The organism is Butyrivibrio sp. NC2002, assembly GCF_000702265.1.
Taxonomy (GTDB): Bacteria; Bacillota; Clostridia; order Lachnospirales; family Lachnospiraceae; genus Butyrivibrio.
Genome location: NZ_KL370880.1, coordinates 195,098 through 211,189 on the forward strand (window position 1 = coordinate 195,098; position 16,092 = coordinate 211,189).

Genomic DNA, 16,092 nt, shown 5'->3' on the forward strand with positions numbered 1-16,092 from the left:
TTTGTTAAATTTGGAGGAAAAAATGAAATACGATTATTTGATTGTTGGCGCGGGACTTTTTGGAAGCGTTTTTGCGCATGAAATGGCGCGAAAGGGAAAAAACGTCCTTGTTATAGATAAGAGATCACATATTGGTGGAAATATTTACACTGAGAATAGGATGGGCATTAATGTTCATATGTACGGTGCACATATTTTCCATACTTCAGATAAGAATGTCTGGGAGTACATTAACAGATTCTGCGAGTTTAATCAGTACATAAACTCACCTGTTGCTGTGTATCATGATGAACTTTACAACCTTCCGTTTAATATGAACACCTTTAGTAAGCTCTGGGGAGTTCGCACACCTTCAGAAGCAAGGGCTATCATTGATGAGCAGGCCAAAAAAGAAGTTAAGCGCATTTTGAAGGAGCGTGCAGCAAACGGTGAGGAAGATGCAGCTAACAGACTCGACGAAGTTGCAGCTACCGGAGAGGATATCAGGACAGGGTTTGTTGCAAGAAACCTTGAGGAACAGGGACTTTCACTTGCGGGACGTGACGTTTTCGAGAAGCTTGTAAAAGGTTATACCGAGAAACAGTGGGGCAAGGACTGCAAGGAACTTCCAGCATTTATCATCAGACGACTTCCCTTCAGGTTTATCTATGATAACAATTACTTTAACGATCGCTATCAGGGTATTCCGATGGGCGGCTATACAGCTGTTATAAGTAAGCTCCTTCTGCTTGAAACTTCTGAAAGTGCTTCTGAGAACAATTTGAGTGGAAGCATCACTGTAAAAACAGAAACAGAGTTTAAGAACTTTGTAAAGATGGAAGGTGATGTGCCTGCTAAGCCGTTTGCTTCAGTTGACGGAGACAGCTTTGATAAAATTCTTTACACCGGAATGATAGATGAGTTCTTTGGCTACAAACTCGGCAATCTCGAATACAGATCGTTGAGATTCGAAACCAAAGACCTTCCCGATGTGGATAACTATCAGGGAAATGCAGTTGTAAACTATACAGAGCGTGACATTCCTTACACAAGGATCATTGAGCATAAGCATTTTGAGTTCGGAACAGGAGAAGGAACCATTGTTACCAGAGAGTATCCTGCCGATTGGAAGAGAGGCGATGAGCCCTATTACCCGATGAATGATGACAAAAATAACGAGCTCTTTGCACAATACAAAAAGCTCGCCGGTGACTTTGGAAATGTATTATTTGGCGGCCGCCTTGGTCAGTATAAGTATTACAATATGGATCAGGTTATTGCTGCTGCACTTGAAATGGCATCAGAAGAAAACTGATAAAATGCCACTTGAAGAGAAACATGATTTTTCTTCGGGTGGCATTTTAGCAATAATTATTAAACATCATTCCGCTGTACTCACTGGTAATATAGGGCGATGGATTATCTGTTCCATTAGGATCCTTATAGTTGAAAACGGGTCGCTCAACATACTTCATGGGGTCTATAGATATTTCGTCAGCCTTTGCTATCAGGTCTTTTGCAAGGTGCATCAGCGGATCGAGCACTTCCTGTCCTGTTCCGGAAAGAAATTTATCTTTCATGAGCTGCGAGTCGTAACTTATATGTCCATCCTCTGTCAGGGAAATGCCGAATTCAGAGGTAGCTTTCAGGTTGCTTCTTGCTATCGCGATTGTTTCGCCTGTAAGCTTATGACTCTTGTACCCTGCGCTCTGAACATCGTTCAAACTGTCGATAAAATTGTTGTAACCGTCAACCAGGGTCGTAACATTTTCGACTAAGGTATCACTCTTGTTTTTGACACCTATTGTTACAGGTGCATCGGGAGCTGTTCCGGCTTTTAAGGTGATATCATATGCGTTTCCTACAGTAAATCTGTTTGATGACGAGTAATGTTCGTTTCCGTTAATATAAAAGTGAGCATTTGAAGGCTCCTGTGCTATCAGGTTAAGTCCAAAATAAGCAACACTGCCGGTACTTGCTCCGGAAGATTCTGTAATTTCAAATCTAAGAGTGGAACCGGGCTTAAGACCTGTATCAGTTGAACCTATTATTAAAGTAGACCTTCCTTCGGAATCTTCCTGAAGACCTGCTACAAGTCCTATTCCGGCTTTATTTATAAGACGTGAGAGTTTTGACTGGATATCTTTATTGGTGTCTCCGTCTTTTATGCTATACTGGAATTCGTAATCGTGTTTACCGACTGCAATATTAAAAGAATAAGCGCCGGGTGTAAGACTTACTTCTTCATCGGCAAGAAAATGTCCTGCGTTTATCTGGTTTGTAGCAAGGCGATCTACTGAAAGTGTAAATTCGGGAGATGCACTTTGACCGGAACCTACATATTCAACAGATACTTTTTCGGGATCTGAAGAAACTGCAGATCTTTTATCGAGTCCTGCGCTTTCGGAACTTCCCAGCGATTCAAGCTGACTTTTCAGGAAGCGGGCATGCTCTTTGATACCCACAGCCTCAGCCTGGGCATTGTCATCCTGCTGTAAAACATGAAGAGGGGAATTTTTATTGATCTTCGCAATCGATTTATAGACATTTTGAAGTTCGCTCTTCTTATGCTTGTCAACATTAGCGTTTTCTTTTGCGACATAAGTAGTGGCGAAATGATTATAAGCTTCATTAATACTAATACGAGCCATGATGCCCCTCCTTTCTTCCTTGATGTTGTGCGATAACTCCTGCCAATCCTTTGGCATCCTGCACGAGGGCATACAAAGACATGTTTTATTACACTAACATTACCATTTACTAGTCAAGTTCGTCAATAAAATAAGTATAAACTTCTTGTTAATAATATATTTTTTCATTTTTGAAATAAGACCATGTAAAAATGATAATATAATATAGAAGAAACAAAATAGAAGAGATCGAAGAAAATGTGTAAAACCCGCAGTTAGAACAATTTTCAAAAATAGATTGACGTAGAAGAAAGGCTATGATATATTATACAAGCGACAGAAAATTTAGGTCTTTTTTTTATGCCAAAAAATAGGCATAGAAGCTAGTATAGAAATTAACGCACGGAGGAATGAACAATGCGTACAAGAATCACACTTGCTTGCACAGAGTGCAAAAATCGTAACTATGACACAACTAAGGATAAGAAGACACATCCTGACAGAATGGAGATCAAGAAGTATTGTCCTTTCTGCAAGAAGCATACACCACACAAGGAAACAAAATAATCTTTAGGATTTGTTTCAGGTTGAAAAAAGGAGTAAACCTATTATGAGCGAAAATAAAGCTGTAAGTAATTCAGGTAAAAATGGATTATCCGCATTTTTTGCTGGTGTAAAGGCTGAGTTTGGCAAGATTATGTGGCCTACCAAGGATGATATTATCAAGCAGACAACAGCAGTAGTAGTTATTTCCGTAATAGTCGGAGCATTGATTGCTGTTTTTGATTATGCATTTGGGTATCTTATTAACCTTGTCACCAGTATTTGATAAAGGAGTGTTATGGCAGAAGAGATGCAGAATGAAAGAGAACTTGATCTGACACAGGCTGCTGATCCTGAGAACCAGGAAGTGGCTGAGGTTGTTGGTGAAGGCGCTGAGGCTTCAGAGAATCTCGAAAGCGAAGGAACTTCAGCACATGCCAATGCTCATTGGTATGTTGTTCATACTTATTCGGGCTATGAGATGAAGGTTAAAGCTAATCTCGAGAAGACTATAGAGAATAGACATCTTGAGAATCAGATATTTGAAGTCAGAGTACCGCTTCAGGACGTAGTTGAAATGAAGAATGGTACACGCAAAACTGTTAGCCGTAAGATGTTTCCGGGATATGTTCTTGTTAACATGGATATGAACGATGATACATGGTACGTTGTTCGTAATACCAGGGGTGTTACAGGATTTGTCGGACCGGGAAGTAAGCCGGTTCCGCTTTCAGATGCTGAGATCAAGCCTTTGGGAATCAAGACAGAGAATATGTCTGTTGATTTCGGCGTTGGCGACGAGATAGCAGTTGTTGCCGGAGTTTGGAACGGAACAGTCGGAATAGTTCAGCGTATGGATTTTGGCAAGCAGAGTGCTACAATCAATGTCGACCTGTTTGGTCGTGAGACTCCTGTAGAAATTAGTTTTGCAGAAGTACGCAGAGTTGATAGCTGATAGATTTGATATACAGTGACTTTGTCACTTTATATATTGTAAGCTCTTTGAGCTTTAGGTCGGATGTTTTTTCCGATAACTGAGTTGGAATTAGGATATTCCAATTCAATGGAACTGGAGTGGGAGCATTCTTTGGATGCGCCTGACCACATTATTTCTAGGAGGTGCCATTATGGCAAAGAAAGTCGAAGGATACATTAAGTTACAGATCCAGGCTGGTAAAGCAACACCAGCACCGCCGGTAGGTCCGGCTCTTGGTCAGCACGGTGTTAACATCGTTGAGTTCACAAAGCAGTTCAATGCTAAGACAGCTGACAAGGGTGATGTTATCATCCCCGTTGTAATCACAGTTTACGCAGACAGAAGTTTCACATTCATCACAAAGACTCCGCCTGCAGCAGTTCTTCTTAAGAAGGCTTGCAATCTTCAGAAGGCTTCTGGTGTTCCGAACAAGAACAAGGTTGCAACAATTTCTAAAGATAAGATCAGAGAAATCGCTGAGACAAAGATGCCTGACTTAAATGCAGTTGATATCGAAGGTGCTATGAGCATGATCGCTGGTACTGCACGTAGTATGGGTATCGTAGTAGAAGACTGACGGAGGGCTAAGAGATGAAACACGGTAAGAAGTATGTAGAGGCTGCTAAGCTTATCAACAGAGCACAGCAGTATGAAACTGCAGAAGCAATCTCTTTAGTAAAGAAGTCTGCTACTGCAAAATTTGATGAGACAGTTGAAGTACACATTCGTACAGGTTGTGACGGACGTCATGCTGATCAGCAGATCCGTGGCGCTGTAGTACTTCCTCACGGAACAGGTAAGACTGTTAAGGTTCTTGTATTCGCTAAGGGTACAAAGCTTGATGAAGCACAGGCAGCTGGCGCTGACTTCGTTGGTGGCGAGGAGCTTATTCCTAAGATCCAGAACGAAGGATGGCTTGATTTCGACGTTGTAGTTGCTACACCTGACATGATGGGTGTTGTAGGACGTCTTGGTAAGGTTCTCGGACCTAAGGGACTTATGCCTAACCCGAAGGCTGGCACAGTAACAATGGATGTTACAAAGGCTATCAATGATATCAAAGCTGGTAAGATTGAGTATCGTCTTGACAAGGCTAATATCATTCACTGCCCTGTTGGAAAGGCTTCTTTCACAGAAGAGCAGCTTGAGCAGAACTTTACAGCACTTATGGATGCTATTGCAAAGGCTAAGCCTGCAACAGTTAAGGGTCAGTACCTCAAGAGCATCACTCTTGCAACAACAATGGGACCTGGCGTAAAGGTTGTATCAAACAAGTATTAATTTATGTGATACTTATGGAGCGAAGACATTTAGTCTTCGCTCCTTTTTAAGTTAAATTTGTAATTGCTCTTTTATGTGCTATTATTTATGAAGGTAGCAAAAATAGAGTGTTTTATATGTATGAAAAAAGATTTTAAACGAAAAAAACAGGATTTTAATAGGATAATTGAAAGACCGAAAAAGGTTAAAAATAAATATTTTCCTGTTATTATTGCTTTTACAACTACATTACTCATTACTCTTACAGTAGGCTTTATAGCTCTCTTTGCTGTGCGCTCTCATAACAGCGATGCAGCATACGAAGAATCTACAATAGAAAAATCATTGTTCACCAAGCTTCCGGAGGGAGAAGTAAATTATGCTGATATTCCCAGATCTGATTCAGTTCCGGGCGATGAGACACTTGAAAATAATAGCGAAGAGATAACAGAAGATACGGATGGATCTGCTATAGATACTGAAGATGTAAATGAAGCACCTTTATCAGAGGATTACTGGCATCGAACGATAAACGCGGCAAGTGAAGACTGTGTAAGTCTGGCTTTTGCGGGAGACATATTATTCGATCCGGGCTATGCAATCATGAACAGGATAAGACAGAATGGCGGTGCGATAAGCGGCGTTATAGGTCAGAGCCTTCTTTCTGTAATGAATAATGCTGATATTATGGTGGTCAATAATGAATTTCCATATTCAACAAGGGGAATTCCGACTGAAGGAAAGACATTCACTTTTAGGGCTGATCCCTCATCTGCGGCACTTTTGAATGATATGGGAGTTGATGTAGCCACCCTCGCGAATAATCATGCCTATGATTATGGCGCGGATGCACTCGTAGATACACTAACTACCCTTGATAATGTAGGTGTAGCACATATTGGTGCAGGCAATAATATTGAAGAGGCGTCTCATCCAATTTTTTATACATCTCAGTCCGGTATAAAAATCGCGATAATATCGACAACCCAGATCGAGAGGCTGGACAATCCAGATACTAAAGGTGCCACTGATACCGCAACGGGTGTTTTCAGATGCCTTGATATATCGCGGCTTCTTCAGGAAATAGAAAAAGCAAAAGCAGAAGGATACTTCGTAATAGTCTGCATACACTGGGGCACAGAGAATGAAGAAAATATTGACTGGTGGCAGGAAAAGCAGGGACCTGAAATAGTAAATGCCGGAGCAGATCTGATAATTGGAGGTCATCCGCATATTCTTCAAAAAATAGATTACATAAACGGTGTTCCTGTTGTATATAGTTTGGGCAATTATTTGTTTAATTCCAAAACACTTGAAACCGGGCTTATTTGTGCAAACATCTATGCTGATAAAAGTGTAAGTCTGAAATTTGTTCCTGCTCTTCAGAGCGGATGCACTGTTAACGAAGCGACGGGCGAGGATAGGCTTGCGATAATAGGCCATATGAGAGCTATATCGCAATCAGTAAATATAGGAGATGATGGCACTATAACATCGAAGTAACTATTAAATAAATGCAGCTTTATGACAGAAAACATATTATGATATATCAGCACATCTGTATATATCAAAAAATGTGTTGACATTGATCACTAATTGTGATATCTTATTCAAGGTCGTTACGACCAGCCGAAGACAGTAGGTGTCCGAGAGGACGTAAGCGTATCGCCTACCGAGGAAAAGTTAGATTAGACTTTTATGCCTCCCGTCTTTGGGAGGTTTTTTTCGGCGGTAAATTCTATAAGGAGGTAAAAAAATGGCAAAGGTTGAATTAAAGCAGCCTGTAGTAAATGAGATTTCTGAAAAGATCAAGGACGCACAGGCACTCGTACTTGTAGATCACCGCGGTTTGACTGTTGCTGAGGATACAGAACTCAGAAAAAAGCTTCGTGAGGAGAATGTCAGCTACAAGGTTTACAAGAACACCATGATGAACTTCGCTTTCAAGGGAACAGACTTTGAGCAGCTTTCAGATCTTCTTAACGGACCTAGCGCACTTGCTATTTCTGAGACAGATCCTGCAGCTCCTGCTCGTGTTCTTTGCGATTTCGCCAAGAAGGCTAAGGCACTTGAAATCAAGGGTGGTGTTATCGAAGGCAAGCTTTATGATGCAGAAGCACTTAAAGAGATTGCTAACATCCTTCCCAAGGATCAGTTGCTTTCCAAGTTGCTTGGTTCTATGCAGTCACCTATTACTAACTTCGCTCGTGTTATCAAACAGATCGCTGAGAAGAAGGCTGAAGGTGGAGAAGCAGCACCTGCAGCTGAGACTGCAGAAGCACCTGTAGAGGCACCGGCTGAAGAGGCCGCAGCACCTGCAGCAGAGTAATTTATTAAATTTGAAAACAAACAAAACATATTTATGGAGGTAAATAATAATGGCAAAGTTATCTACAGCAGAGATTATTGATGCTATCAAAGAGTTATCCGTTCTTGAGTTGAACGATCTTGTAAAGGCTTGCGAAGAGGAGTTCGGTGTATCAGCAGCAGCTGGTGTTGTTGTTGCAGCAGCAGGCGGCGCAGCAGCAGGCGCTGAGGAAGAGAAGAGTGAGTTCAACGTAGAGCTTACAGAAGTTGGCCCTAACAAGGTTAAGGTTATCAAGGTTGTTCGTGAGATCACAGGTCTTGGTCTTAAGGAAGCAAAGGATCTCGTAGACAATGCTCCTAAGATGATCAAGGAAGGCGCTTCTAAGGAAGAGGCTGATGACATCAAGGCTAAGGTTGAGGCTGAAGGCGCTAAGGTTACTCTTAAATAAGAATAATCTGAACGATGTTGCTAATTATGAGCCGTGCACAAAAGTGCACGGCTCTTTTGCATTACATTTATAGTTGTGTCAGGCTATTTCTGGTCGAAATTCTTTTTTGGAAATAATACTTGACTAAAAAATTAGCTTGTTGTAGAATGGATGATGCACTATTGTGGAGTGGTGGGCATTTTGCGCACTTTTTTCGTGTACGAAATGAAAACTACTAAAATAAAAATAAGAACGGGGTGAATGTCAATGGAAAAATACAGATTGCATCCTAGTGGTAATGGAAAAAATGTACGTATGAGTTTCCAGCGCCAAAAGGAAGTCCTGGAGATGCCGAACCTTATTGAAGTTCAGAAGAACTCATATCAATGGTTTCTTGACGAGGGCCTTAAAGAGGTCTTTGATGATATCTCTCCTATTGAGGATTACAGCGGTAAGCTGAGTCTTGAGTTTGTTGATTTCAAACTCTGTGAGGATGAAATAGACAAAAACAAGAATACAATTGAGAAATGTAAAGAGAGAGATGCAACTTTCGCTGCACCACTTAAGGTTATGGTTCGCCTGAATAATAAAGAGAGTGGAGAAATCGCAGAGCATGAAATATTCATGGGTGATCTTCCCCTCATGACAGCAACCGGAACGTTTGTAATTAATGGCGCAGAGCGAGTAATCGTCAGTCAGTTAGTACGTTCCCCCGGCATTTACTATGATATAACTCGAGATAAGATAGGTAAGAAGCTTATCGCATGTACCGTAATTCCTAACCGTGGTGCATGGCTTGAGTATGAAACCGATTCATATGATGTGTTTTATGTAAGAGTAGACAGAACGAGAAAGGTACCCGTTACTGTTCTTATTCGTGCACTCGGAATCGGTTCAAACGAAGAAATTATTGACCTGTTTGGTGATGAGCCTAAGATCCAAGCCAGCTTTACAAAGGATCCTTCAACTGATTACCAGAGTGGTCTTCTTGAATTATATAAAAAGATCCGTCCTGGTGAACCTCTTAGTGTAGAGAGCGCTGAGAGTCTTATTAATGCTATGTTCTTTGATGCAAGACGTTATGACCTTGCTAAAGTTGGACGTTATAAGTTTAATAAGAAGCTTCATCTCAAGAACAGAATTACAGGACATGTTCTTGCAGAGGACGTAATTGATGAAAATACCGGCGAAATGATAGCTGCAGCAGGTACAAAGGTAGATCGTGAACTTGCTACAGAGATTCAGAACGCTGCTATCCCTTACGTTATCATTCAGGGTGAAGAACGTAATATTAAAGTTCTTTCTAATATGATGGTAGATATTACAAGCTTTATTGACTGCAACCCTGAGGAACTTGGAATTACTGAGAACGTATACTATCCTGCACTTAGAGACATCCTTGCTGAGTTTGCTGAGAAGAATGATCCTGAGAGTCTTGCTGATACAATCCGCAAGAATGTTAATGAGCTTATCCCTAAGCACATAACTAAGGAAGATATTCTTGCATCTATTAACTACAATATGCATCTTGAAGCAGGAATCGGTAATGATGATGATATCGACCACCTCGGAAACCGTCGTATCCGTTGTGTGGGAGAACTTTTACAGAACCAGTATCGTATCGGTCTTTCAAGACTTGAGCGTGTAGTTCGTGAGAGAATGACAACTCATGATGCTGATGAGATTTCAGCTCAGAGTTTGATCAATATTAAACCTGTACAGGCTGCAGTTAAGGAATTCTTTGGTTCATCACAGCTGTCACAGTTCATGGATCAGAATAACCCTCTTGGTGAGCTTACACATAAGCGTCGTCTTTCAGCACTTGGTCCTGGTGGTCTTTCTCGAGACAGAGCCGGATTCGAGGTTCGAGACGTACACTATACTCACTATGGTCGTATGTGTCCTATTGAGACACCCGAAGGTCCTAACATCGGTCTTATTAACTCACTTGCAAGCTATGCAAGAGTAAACCAGTACGGCTTTATTGAGGCTCCTTATCGTAAGGTTGATCGTACTGATCCTCAGAACCCCAGAGTTACAGATGAGGTTGAGTACCTTACAGCTGATGAAGAAGATAATTACCATGTAGCTCAGGCTAACACACCTCTTGATGAGAACGGCTACTTTAAGAAGAACAATGCTTCTGGTCGTTACAGAGAGGAGACATCAGAATACCCCAAGACTATGTTCGAGTATATGGACGTATCTCCCAGAATGGTATTCTCAGTTGCTACAGCACTTATTCCTTTCCTTGAGAACGACGATGCTAACCGTGCGCTGATGGGATCAAACATGCAGCGTCAGGCAGTGCCGCTTCTTACTACAGACGCTCCTGCTGTTGGAACAGGCATGGAACGCAAGGCTGCTGTTGACTCAGGTGTCTGCGTTGTTGCTAAGAAAGATGGTGTGATTGATTTTGTAGACAGTAAGCTCATTCAGATGACTTATGATGACGGTGAGAAGGAAGAATATCACCTCATTAAGTTCCAGAGAAGTAACCAGAGTAACTGCTACAATCAGAGACCTATCGTATTTAAGGGTGACCATGTAAAAGCCGGTGATGTTATTGCCGATGGCCCTTCAACATATATGGGCGAACTTGGTCTTGGTAAGAACCCTCTTATCGGATTCATGACATGGGAAGGTTATAACTACGAGGATGCTGTTCTTCTTAGTGAAAGACTTGTTCGTGATGATGTATTTACTTCTATTCATATCGAAGAATATGAAGCAGAGGCACGTGAAACAAAGCTCGGACCTGAGGAAATAACAAGAGATGTTCCCGGTGTCGGCGACGAAGCACTTAAGGATCTTGATGATCGCGGAATTATCCGTATCGGTGCTGAGGTACGTGCAGGTGATATCCTTGTTGGTAAGGTTACACCTAAGGGAGAAACAGAGCTTACAGCTGAAGAGAGACTTCTTAGAGCAATCTTCGGTGAGAAGGCTCGTGAGGTTCGTGATACTTCACTTAAGGTACCTCACGGAGAATATGGTATCGTTGTAGATGCAAAGGTATTTACAAGAGAAAATGGTGATGAACTTAGCCCCGGCGTAAATCAGGCTGTTAGAATTTACATTGCACAGAAGCGTAAGATTTCTGTTGGTGATAAGATGGCCGGACGTCATGGTAACAAGGGTGTCGTTTCCCGTGTACTTCCTATAGAAGATATGCCTTATCTTCCTAACGGTCGTCCGCTGGATATTGTACTTAATCCTTTGGGCGTGCCTTCTCGTATGAATATAGGACAGGTCCTTGAAATCCACCTTTCACTTGCTGCAAAGGCTCTTGGATTTAACATTGCAACACCTATTTTCGACGGTGCTAACGAGAAAGATATCCAGGCTACACTTTCTATGGCTAATGACTATGTAAATAGCACATGGGAAGAGTTTGAAGAGAAATATAAAGATGCAGTTGATCCTGAAATCATGAAATATCTGTATGATAACAGAGATCACAGAGAGCTTTGGAAGGGCGTTCCGATCCAAACAGACGGTAAAGTTCAGCTTAGAGATGGTAGAACAGGTATACCGTTTGATTCACCGACAACTATCGGACACATGCATTACCTTAAGCTGCACCACCTTGTTGACGATAAGATCCACGCTCGTTCAACAGGTCCTTACTCACTAGTTACACAGCAGCCTTTAGGTGGTAAGGCACAGTTCGGTGGACAGCGTTTTGGAGAAATGGAAGTTTGGGCCCTCGAGGCGTATGGTGCTGCATATACACTGCAGGAAATCCTTACAGTTAAGTCCGATGACGTAGTTGGACGTGTTAAGACTTACGAAGCAATTATTAAGGGTGATAACATACCTGATCCCGGAGTGCCTGAATCATTCAAGGTTCTTTTGAAAGAGCTTCAGTCACTTGGACTCGATGTAAGAGTACTTCGTGAAGATAATACCGAAGTTGAGATCATGGAGTCAGTTGAATATAGTGATTCCGATTATGGTTATGAGCTTGAAGGCGAAGTAAATCGTGATTATGACAGAGAATCATTTGCAGAGAATGGTTATCAGACTCAGTCATTCGATGAGGATGGAGAGCTTGTAACAGAAGATGAAGATGCAGTATTTGACGAAGAAGAATTCGATGCTGCTGATGGTTTGGATGAGAACTGATTATAGCTACTGAAACCATGTAAACAACAGAAAAGAGGTTATGAATGTCTGATTCTACAATGAACAAAGCAATTAACGATGCTTCCAATGGAAGAACAACTGCTGCACCGGCATATCAGCCGATGACATTTGATGCTATTAAGATCGGACTTGCTTCTCCTGAAAAGATCAGAGAATGGTCACACGGAGAGGTATTAAAGCCTGAGACTATAAATTATCGTACTCTTAAGCCCGAGAGAGATGGTCTTTTCTGCGAAAAGATTTTCGGACCTACAAAGGACTGGGAGTGTCATTGCGGAAAATATAAGAAGATTCGTTACAGAGGCGTTATTTGTGACAGATGCGGTGTTGAAGTTACAAAGTCAAGTGTTCGTCGTGAACGTATGGGTCACATAGAGCTTGCAGCACCTGTATCACACATTTGGTATTTCAAAGGAATTCCCAGCAGAATGGGTCTTATCCTTGATCTTTCTCCCAGAGTTTTGGAGAAGGTCCTTTACTTTGCATCATATATAGTACTTGATCCCGGTGAAACAAACCTTGAGTACAAGCAGGTTTTATCTGAGAAAGAGTACCAGGATGCTCGTGAAGAGTGGGGCGGAAGATTCCGCGCCGGAATTGGTGCAGAAGCTATTAAAGAGCTTCTTATGAGCATTAATCTTGAAGAAGAATATCAGGAACTTAAGGAAGGTCTTGATACTTCAAGTGGACAGAAGAAGCAGCGTATAATCAAGAGACTAGAAGTGGTTGAGTCTTTCCGTGAGTCAGGAAATGATCCTTCATGGATGATACTTGATTGCATACCGGTAATACCTCCGGATCTTCGTCCTATGGTACAGCTTGACGGTGGACGTTTCGCTACATCAGATCTTAATGATCTCTACCGTCGTATCATCAACAGAAACAACCGTCTTAAGAGACTGCTTGATCTTGGCGCTCCGGACATTATTGTTCGTAACGAAAAGCGTATGCTCCAGGAAGCAGTAGATGCTCTTATTGATAACGGCAGACGTGGAAGACCTGTTACAGGTCCCGGAAACCGTGCACTTAAATCACTTTCAGACATGCTTAAAGGTAAGGGCGGTCGTTTCCGTCAGAATCTTCTTGGTAAGCGTGTTGACTATTCAGGACGTTCAGTTATCGTAGTTGGTCCTGAGCTTAAGATTTATCAGTGTGGACTTCCTAAGGAAATGGCTATAGAGCTTTTCAAACCTTTCGTTATGAAAGAGCTCGTTTCCAGAGGAATTTCACAGAATATAAAGAATGCCAAAAAGCTTGTTGAGAGACTTGATGAGCAGGTATGGGACGTACTTGAGGATGTAATCAAAGAGCATCCTGTAATGCTTAACCGTGCTCCCACACTTCACAGACTTGGTATTCAGGCATTTGAGCCTATCCTTGTTGAAGGTAAGGCAATCAAGCTTCACCCGCTTGTATGTACACCTTTCAATGCTGACTTCGATGGTGACCAGATGGCTGTACACCTTCCTCTGTCAGTTGAAGCACAGGCAGAGAGCAGATTCCTTATGCTTGCTCCTAACAACCTGCTTAAGCCTTCAGATGGTGGCCCTGTAAACGTTCCTACACAGGATATGGTACTTGGTATTTACTATCTTACTCAGGAGCGTGAAGGTGCTAAGGGTGAAGGTAAGTTCTTTAAGAGCATTGATGAAGCTATCCTTGCTTATGAGAATGATTACATTACACTTCAGTCACGTATAAAGATACGTATTACACGTAAGGACGAGAATGGTGAGGACATAACCGGAATAGTTGAATCTACACTTGGTAGATTCCTGTTCAATGAGTTTATTCCTCAGGACCTTGGTTTTGTTGATCGTTCTGTACCTGAGAATAAGCTTCTTCTTGAGATCGACTTTATGGTTGGTAAGAAACAGCTTAAGAAGATAGTTACAAACATGATCAACACACATGGTACATTTGCAGCTGCTGAAGTATTGGATAAGATTAAAGCAACAGGTTATCATTATTCAACCAGAGCAGCGATGACAGTATCTATCGCTGATATGACAGTGCCTCCGCAGAAGCAGCAGATGCTTGATGAAGCTCAGGCTATTGTTGATAAGATCGCAGCAAACTACAGACGTGGTCTTATGACTGACGAAGAGCGTTATCGTTCAGTTGTTGAAACTTGGATGGAGACAGATAAACAGCTTACTGATGTACTGTTGAAGGGTCTTGATAAATACAATAATATCCACATGATGGCTGATTCCGGTGCCCGTGGTAGTAACCAGCAGATCAAACAGCTGGCAGGTATGCGTGGACTTATGGCTGATACAACAGGTCGTACAATCGAACTTCCTATCAAGTCAAACTTCCGTGAAGGTCTTGACGTACTAGAGTATTTCATGTCAGCTCATGGTGCTCGTAAGGGTCTGTCAGATACTGCTCTTCGTACTGCTGACTCAGGTTACCTTACACGTCGAATGGTTGACGTTTCGCAGGAACTTATCATCAGAGAGATTGACTGTAGTGAAGGCAAGGCAACAATTCCCGGAATTACAGTTAAGGAATTCAAAGATGGTAAAGCTATGATCGAGCCTCTTGAGGATCGTATCACAGGAAGATATACATGTGAGGATATCAAGGATAAGGATGGAAATGTAATCGTTAAGAGAAATCATATCATTACACCCAGCCGTGCAAAGAGAATCCTCAGCGACGGAATTAACAGTAAGGGCGAGCCTATAACAGCAGTTAAGATTCGTACAATCCTTACTTGCCGTTCACATATCGGTATCTGTGCTAAGTGTTACGGTGCTAACATGGCAACAGGTGAGCCTGTTCAGGTAGGTGAAACAGTTGGTATTATCGCTGCTCAGTCTATCGGTGAGCCCGGTACACAGCTTACAATGAGAACATTCCACACAGGTGGTGTTGCCGGTGGCGATATCACACAGGGTCTTCCCCGTGTCGAGGAGCTTTTTGAGGCAAGAAAACCTAAGGGACTTGCAATCATTTCAGAGCTTGACGGAACAGTTGAGATCAGAGATACAAAGAAAAAGCGTGAAGTTATTGTCACAAACGATGAGACAGGTGAATCAAAGGCATACCTTATTCCTTATGGATCAAGAATCAAGGTTCAGGATAATGAGACAATTGAGGCCGGTGATGAGCTTACAGAAGGTAGTGTAAATCCTCACGATCTGTTAAAGATCAAGGGTATCAAAGCGGTTCAGGATTACCTTCTCCGTGAAGTACAGAGAGTTTACAGACTTCAGGGTGTTGATATTTGTGATAAGCATATTGAAGTTATTGTTCGTCAGATGCTCAAGAAGGTTCGTATTGAAGAGAGTGGTGACACATCATTCCTTCCCGGAACTCTTGTAGATGTTCTTGATTTTGAGGATGATAATGAAAGACTTATAAATGAAGGTAAGAAACCTGCTGAAGGTAAACAGGTAATCCTTGGTATCACCAAGGCAGCACTTGCTACTAACTCATTCCTTTCAGCTGCTTCCTTCCAGGAAACAACAAAGGTTCTTACAGATGCAGCTATTAAGGGTAAGGTTGATCCTCTTATCGGTCTTAAGGAAAATGTTATTATCGGTAAGCTCATTCCTGCAGGTACAGGTATGAAGAGATATCGTAACACCGCTCTTAATACAGATGCTAACTTCAAGGATCCTGAGAAACTCATCCTTAAGAAGAGAGCATATGATGATGACGATGAATTCATCGATGCAGATGATACAGCAGATGAGCTTGTAGTTGCTGATGATGAAGAATAATTAGTCTATTTATTAAAAGTTAATAAATAAGCTTGTGATAGACTAAAATATGCTTGACAACCGAAAATTTAATATTTATACTTTTA

General features: G+C 41.7%; 12 protein-coding genes and 1 other annotated feature. Of the genes, 11 read left to right on the forward strand and 1 reads right to left on the reverse strand.

Features of this window, described 5'->3' with window-relative positions; genetic code table 11:
- Positions 1–22 precede the first annotated feature (22 nt).
- Positions 23–1,294, forward strand: a complete 1,272-nt coding sequence (locus T543_RS08070; protein WP_035767500.1) for a UDP-galactopyranose/dTDP-fucopyranose mutase family protein — start codon at positions 23–25, stop codon at positions 1,292–1,294.
- 46 nt (positions 1,295–1,340) lie between these two features.
- Here the strand turns inward: T543_RS08070 and fliD are convergent, their stop codons facing one another.
- Complete coding sequence (fliD, locus tag T543_RS08075) at positions 1,341–2,630, reverse strand: flagellar filament capping protein FliD (RefSeq protein WP_035767501.1); 1,290 nt, start codon at positions 2,628–2,630, stop codon at positions 1,341–1,343.
- Between the two features lie 396 nt (positions 2,631–3,026).
- On the opposite strand from fliD, the gene rpmG reads away from it, so the two are divergent.
- The 10 genes from rpmG to rpoC all read left to right on the forward strand — a co-directional run bounded on the left by rpmG (position 3,027) and on the right by rpoC (position 16,006).
- A complete protein-coding gene (rpmG, locus tag T543_RS08080) occupies positions 3,027–3,176 on the forward strand; it encodes a 50S ribosomal protein L33 (protein ID WP_022760828.1) in 150 nt (49 codons plus the stop codon).
- 43 nt (positions 3,177–3,219) lie between these two features.
- Positions 3,220–3,438: a preprotein translocase subunit SecE gene (secE, locus tag T543_RS08085; RefSeq protein WP_035767502.1), complete on the forward strand. Its 219-nt coding sequence runs from the start codon at positions 3,220–3,222 to the stop codon at positions 3,436–3,438.
- 81 nt (positions 3,439–3,519) lie between these two features.
- Complete coding sequence (gene nusG, locus T543_RS08090; RefSeq protein WP_442856092.1) at positions 3,520–4,107, forward strand: transcription termination/antitermination protein NusG; 588 nt, start codon at positions 3,520–3,522, stop codon at positions 4,105–4,107.
- A 172-nt stretch (positions 4,108–4,279) separates the two neighbouring features.
- The gene (gene rplK / locus T543_RS08095) at positions 4,280–4,705 is read left to right on the forward strand and encodes a 50S ribosomal protein L11 (protein WP_026511780.1); all 426 of its coding nucleotides are present in this window, start codon (positions 4,280–4,282) and stop codon (positions 4,703–4,705) included.
- Between the two features lie 14 nt (positions 4,706–4,719).
- Complete coding sequence (gene rplA, locus T543_RS08100; protein ID WP_035767505.1) at positions 4,720–5,409, forward strand: 50S ribosomal protein L1; 690 nt, start codon at positions 4,720–4,722, stop codon at positions 5,407–5,409.
- 120 nt (positions 5,410–5,529) lie between these two features.
- The gene (locus tag T543_RS08105) at positions 5,530–6,891 is read left to right on the forward strand and encodes a CapA family protein (RefSeq protein ID WP_051638630.1); all 1,362 of its coding nucleotides are present in this window, start codon (positions 5,530–5,532) and stop codon (positions 6,889–6,891) included.
- Between the two features lie 108 nt (positions 6,892–6,999).
- Positions 7,000–7,124, forward strand: a sequence feature (ribosomal protein L10 leader region).
- Between the two features lie 20 nt (positions 7,125–7,144).
- Entirely contained in the window at positions 7,145–7,717 is a 573-nt protein-coding gene (gene rplJ, locus T543_RS08110) for a 50S ribosomal protein L10 (protein ID WP_035767506.1), read from the forward strand.
- A gap of 49 nt (positions 7,718–7,766) precedes the next feature.
- Positions 7,767–8,144, forward strand: a complete 378-nt coding sequence (rplL, locus tag T543_RS08115; RefSeq protein WP_022760814.1) for a 50S ribosomal protein L7/L12 — start codon at positions 7,767–7,769, stop codon at positions 8,142–8,144.
- A gap of 246 nt (positions 8,145–8,390) precedes the next feature.
- Positions 8,391–12,251, forward strand: coding sequence for a DNA-directed RNA polymerase subunit beta (gene rpoB, locus T543_RS08120; RefSeq protein ID WP_035767508.1), 3,861 nt, complete (start codon positions 8,391–8,393; stop codon positions 12,249–12,251).
- Between the two features lie 59 nt (positions 12,252–12,310).
- The gene (rpoC, locus tag T543_RS08125; protein WP_035768245.1) at positions 12,311–16,006 is read left to right on the forward strand and encodes a DNA-directed RNA polymerase subunit beta'; all 3,696 of its coding nucleotides are present in this window, start codon (positions 12,311–12,313) and stop codon (positions 16,004–16,006) included.
- The last annotated feature ends 86 nt before the right edge of the window (positions 16,007–16,092 follow it).

Bases quoted from the DNA above. Each gene is read 5' to 3' on its own strand.
- rpoB (WP_035767508.1), top strand. From the start codon at position 8,391: ATGGAAAAATACAGATTGCATCCTAGTGGTAATGGAAAAAATGTACGT.
- T543_RS08105 (WP_051638630.1), top strand. From the start codon at position 5,530: ATGAAAAAAGATTTTAAACGAAAAAAACAGGATTTTAATAGGATAATT.
- T543_RS08070 (WP_035767500.1), top strand. From the start codon at position 23: ATGAAATACGATTATTTGATTGTTGGCGCGGGACTTTTTGGAAGCGTT.
- fliD (WP_035767501.1), bottom strand. From the start codon at position 2,630: ATGGCTCGTATTAGTATTAATGAAGCTTATAATCATTTCGCCACTACT.
- secE (WP_035767502.1), top strand. From the start codon at position 3,220: ATGAGCGAAAATAAAGCTGTAAGTAATTCAGGTAAAAATGGATTATCC.
- rplL (WP_022760814.1), top strand. From the start codon at position 7,767: ATGGCAAAGTTATCTACAGCAGAGATTATTGATGCTATCAAAGAGTTA.
- rplA (WP_035767505.1), top strand. From the start codon at position 4,720: ATGAAACACGGTAAGAAGTATGTAGAGGCTGCTAAGCTTATCAACAGA.
- rplJ (WP_035767506.1), top strand. From the start codon at position 7,145: ATGGCAAAGGTTGAATTAAAGCAGCCTGTAGTAAATGAGATTTCTGAA.
- rpoC (WP_035768245.1), top strand. From the start codon at position 12,311: ATGAACAAAGCAATTAACGATGCTTCCAATGGAAGAACAACTGCTGCA.
- rplK (WP_026511780.1), top strand. From the start codon at position 4,280: ATGGCAAAGAAAGTCGAAGGATACATTAAGTTACAGATCCAGGCTGGT.
- rpmG (WP_022760828.1), top strand. From the start codon at position 3,027: ATGCGTACAAGAATCACACTTGCTTGCACAGAGTGCAAAAATCGTAAC.